4 protein-coding genes are annotated in these 4,298 nt (G+C 76.9%); 2 read left to right on the forward strand and 2 right to left on the reverse strand.

What is annotated here, in order from left to right:
* The first annotated feature begins 244 nt into the window (after positions 1–244).
* Positions 245–1,753: a protoporphyrinogen oxidase gene (gene hemG, locus LG632_RS29655; protein WP_226731020.1), complete on the forward strand. Its 1,509-nt coding sequence runs from the start codon at positions 245–247 to the stop codon at positions 1,751–1,753.
* Between the two features lie 23 nt (positions 1,754–1,776).
* Positions 1,777–2,490 carry a hydrogen peroxide-dependent heme synthase gene (hemQ, locus tag LG632_RS29660; protein ID WP_125645067.1) on the forward strand — a complete coding sequence of 238 codons (714 nt, stop codon included), beginning with the start codon at positions 1,777–1,779 and terminating at the stop codon, positions 2,488–2,490.
* A 208-nt stretch (positions 2,491–2,698) separates the two neighbouring features.
* Here hemQ and LG632_RS29665 read toward each other — a convergent pair whose 3' ends face one another.
* Together LG632_RS29665 and LG632_RS29670 are read right to left on the reverse strand one after the other, a co-directional pair.
* Entirely contained in the window at positions 2,699–3,769 is a 1,071-nt protein-coding gene (locus LG632_RS29665; RefSeq protein WP_226731021.1) for a TIGR04222 domain-containing membrane protein, read from the reverse strand.
* A partial coding sequence (locus tag LG632_RS29670) for an SCO6045 C-terminal-like domain-containing protein (RefSeq protein WP_508618721.1) occupies positions 3,766–4,298 on the reverse strand: 533 nt, incomplete at its 5' end. The genes LG632_RS29670 and LG632_RS29665, both read right to left, overlap by 4 nt.

Here is a 4,298-nt window from a genome sequence, read left to right on the forward strand (position 1 = left end):
GCAGCCGGTCAGCGCGAGCGCCCCGGACAGGGCGACCACCGCCAGCGCCACGGCCGTTCTGTCTCGGTACGCGTGCTTCGTCAGGGCCATCAGGGCCACCCCCCGGGGTCGACTTCACCAACGTCGCCCCTTCGACGTTCCCGGCCCCCCGGCGGGTTTCGCCCTCCGGGTCCCGGACCGGTCCCGATGAGGTCACGGACCGGCCTCGGTGATCCGCCGGTGATCGGTCTGAGACGATGGGGCCATGCACGAGGCGGACGCGGACAGGGACACGGACGGGCCGGGCCGGCAGCAGGCACACCCGCCCGCGGAACGGGCGGACGGGCCGGCCCGGCCGGCCCGCCACGTCGTGGTCGTCGGCGGCGGCATCGCCGGACTGGCCGCGGCCCACCGGCTGCTCGGCGCGGGCGCCCGGGTCACCCTCGTGGAGGCCACCGCCCGGCTCGGCGGCAAGCTGTACGCCGGCGAACTCGCCGGCGCCCCGGTCGACCTCGGCGCCGAATCGGTGCTCGCCCGCCGCCCCGAGGCCGTGGAACTGGCCGAGGCCGTGGGCCTGGGCGCCGACCTGCAACCCCCCGCCACCGCCACCGCCCGGCTCTGGACCCGCGGTGTCCTGCGGGACATGCCGCGCGGCCACCTGATGGGCGTCCCCGGCGACCTCGCCCCGCTCGCCGCGTCCGGGATCCTCTCGGCCGAGGGCCTGGCCCGGATCGCCGCCGACGCCGAACTGCCGCCCACCGAGGTCGGGGAGGACGCGGCGATCGGCGAGTACGTCGCCGCCCGGATGGGCCGCGAGGTCGTCGACCGGCTCGTCGAGCCGCTGCTCGGCGGCGTCTACGCGGGCGACGCCTACCGCATCTCCCTGCGCGCCGCCGTCCCCGCGCTCTACGACGCCGTCCGCAGCCACCGCACCCTCGCCGAGGCCGTCCGCGCGGTCCAGGCCGAGGCCGCCGCCCGGACCACGGTGACCGGGGCCGGCGCCACCGGGGCCTTCTTCGCCGGCATCGCCGGCGGCATCGGGCGCCTGCCGCTCGCCGTCGCCGACGCCTGCCGGGCCGCCGGCGCGCGGATCCTGACCGGGACCCCGGTGCGCGAGGTCCTGCGCACCGCCGACGGCTGGCGGGTCGCCGCGGGCACGCAGACCCTCGACGCCGACGCCGTCGTGCTCGCCGTCCCCGCCGGGCCCGCCGCCCGGCTCCTGGACGCCCTCGCCCCCGCCGCGGCCACCGAGCTGCGCGCCGTCGAGTACGCCTCGATGGCCCTGGTCACCCTGGCCTTCAAGCGGTCCGAGCTGCCCGCCGCCCTGGCCGACGGCAGCTCCAGCGGCTTCCTCGTCCCGCCCGTGGACGGCCGTACGGTCAAGGCCTCGACCTTCTCCAGCAACAAGTGGGCCTGGTCCGCCGCCGACCCCGAGCTCTTCCTGCTGCGCACCTCCGTCGGCCGGCACGGCGACGAGCGCGACCTCGCCCGCGACGACGCCGACCTGGTCCGGGCCTCCCTGGCCGACCTCGGCGACGCCGTCGGGCTGGCCGCCCGGCCGATCGCCTCCACCGTCACCCGCTGGGACGGCGGACTGCCGCAGTACCCCGTCGGCCACCCCGCCCGGGTCGCCCGCATCCGGGCCGCCGTGGCGGCGGTCCCGGGACTGGCGGTGTGCGGCGCGCTCTACGACGGCGTGGGCATCCCGGCGTGCGTCGCGAGCGCCCGCGCGGCGGCCGACGCCGTGACGGGGACCCCTGGCGCGGACCACTGATCGGGACACGGGACAATAGGCACATGACTGCACCAGAGAAGATCCCCCACCTGGGGAAGAAGGCCAAGGACCTCAACGAGGTCATTCGCTACACCCTGTGGTCCGTCTTCAAGCTGAAGGACGTGCTTCCGGAGGACCGCACCGGCTACGCCGACGAGGTGCAGGAGCTGTTCGACCAGCTGGCCGCCAAGGACATCACCGTCCGCGGCACCTACGACGTCTCCGGCCTGCGCGCCGACGCCGACGTCATGATCTGGTGGCACGCCGAGACCGCGGACGAGCTGCAGACCGCGTACAACCTGTTCCGCCGCACCAAGCTGGGCCGCGCCCTGGAACCGGTGTGGTCGAACATGGCGCTGCACCGTCCCGCCGAGTTCAACAAGTCGCACATCCCGGCGTTCCTCGCCGACGAGGTCGCCCGCGACTACGTCAGCGTCTACCCCTTCGTGCGCTCCTACGACTGGTACCTGCTGCCGGACGAGGACCGGCGCCGGATGCTCGCCGACCACGGCAAGATGGCCCGGGGCTTCCCGGACGTCCGCGCCAACACGGTGGCCTCGTTCTCGCTCGGCGACTACGAGTGGCTGCTGGCCTTCGAGGCCGACGAGCTGTACCGCATCGTCGACCTGATGCGTCACCTGCGGGCCTCCGAGGCCCGGATGCACGTCCGTGAAGAGGTCCCGTTCTTCACCGGACGCCGCAAGTCCGTCGCCGATCTGGTGGCCGGGCTCGCCTGATACCTCCCCTGGGGGGAAGGACCGGAGGACCGACCTCCTCCGGTGGATCGGGAGGCCCAGCCCCCGAAACGACGCAGCCGGAGACCCCGCCCCGGAAGTTCAGACGGCGGGCGACGGCGGTGGCTTCAGGACCACCGCCGCGCCGCTGTCCAGCGACACCGGCGCGGGCTCCGGCATGCGGCGTCCCCCCGGCCGCGGTGACGCGGCGTCAGGAGCTGCTGCTGCCGCCGCAGCTCGAACTGGACGAACTGCCGCAGCTCGAACCGCTGGAGCCGCCGCAGCTCGACGGCGAGGACGCACAGCCGGAGCCGGCCGAGGCGCAACCGGAGCCGCCTGCCCCGCCGCAGGAGGACCCGCCGGACCGCCCGCCCGCGCCGCACGCGTGGCCCGACGTGCTCCCGCACCCGCTCGGCCCGCTGCCGTCGACCCCCGCGCACCACACGACCGGGACGGCGTCGGCGGCGCCGTCGTCCCCGCCGGACGAAGAACCCGAACCGGGCCCCCGGCCGGGGCCCGTACCGGGTCCGGACCGGCCGGCGGCCACCAGGTGCGCACGCAGGACCGGGTCCTCGACCGCGCGCGGCCCGTACAGCGCCGTCCGCACGTGCGGCGCCCGGTCGGCGCGGTGGAAGGCCCGCACCCCGGCCAGGGCCTGCCGGCCCGCCGGTGTCGTACGGGAACGCGCCCGGGCCGCGTACCGCGTCCCCAGCACGATCCCGACGACGAGGGCCGGCGTCACCAGGAAGACGAAGGGCACACCGGACCCGTCGCGCACCGCCAGCTCGACGAACGTGGCCAGGATCGACAGCGGGATCGCCGCCACGCACAGCCCGGCCTGGACCGCGCCCCAGCGCTGCCCGCGCCGCCGCCGGCCGCCGGAGCCGGCCGGGGCGAGCAGGCCCCGCGCGGCCAGGGCGTCGCCGATCTCCTGGACGGCGGGATGCCGCATGGCGTCGTGGCGCACCTGGCCCAGGCCGCCGGAGGGGGCGGCCAGGCAGGCGTGCGCCACGGCCAGTTCGGCGGGTTCGACGGCCCGGGCCCCGGGCCGGAACTGCACGATCCCCGGCCCACCGATGATCATCCGGCCGTCGCTGTGGAGCGACACCAGCGCGGTGTCCACCACCCGTCCCGGCCCCCCGGCCAGGAACGCCGCCTCGGACAGGTCGTGGACCTGCGGCGCCCACACCGAAACCCCCGGCCGCGTCCCCGTCACCGCACGCGCCAGCCCGACGGACGACACGAGGACGGCGACCCACACCAGCACAGCCAGGACCGTCATGCCGTGGACCTCCCCCCGGCAACCGCGCCGGCAACCGCCCCGCCACCCGCGCCGGCGTACGCCCCGGCGGGCGTCCCGGCGCCGTGCACCGCGCCGTCCCCGGCCGCGCCGTCCCGGCTCCGCTCCGGGCGGCCCGGCGCGAAGCCGCGCAGCCGGTCCAGGAGCCGGGCGCCCAGGCCGCGCGGACGGGCGCCCGCGCGGTCCTGCCACCACGTGGTGAGACGGCGACGGGCCTTCGGGTCGTCCGGCAGGCCCTGGATCAGCAGGTGCTCGGCGAAGTCCAGGGCGTCACGGCGGTAGCCGCCGGTCAGGGGCCGGCTGCGGGCGTACGCCCGGAACGCCGCGCGGTAGGCGGGGCCGCCGAGGATCTCCGGCAGCTCCGGCGCGACCTTGCGGACCACCGAGGCCCGCTTCGCCAGGAGCGCCTCGGCCTGCACCCGCACCCGCTGCCCGTCGAAGCCCTCCGGCACCGGCGTCCCGGCGACCAGCGCCGACAGCAGCGCGGCCTGCCGCAGCGCGAGCCGGCCCA

Origin of the sequence: Streptomyces antimicrobicus, assembly GCF_020532625.1 — a bacterium.
Classification (GTDB): domain Bacteria; phylum Actinomycetota; class Actinomycetes; order Streptomycetales; family Streptomycetaceae; genus Streptomyces; species Streptomyces antimicrobicus.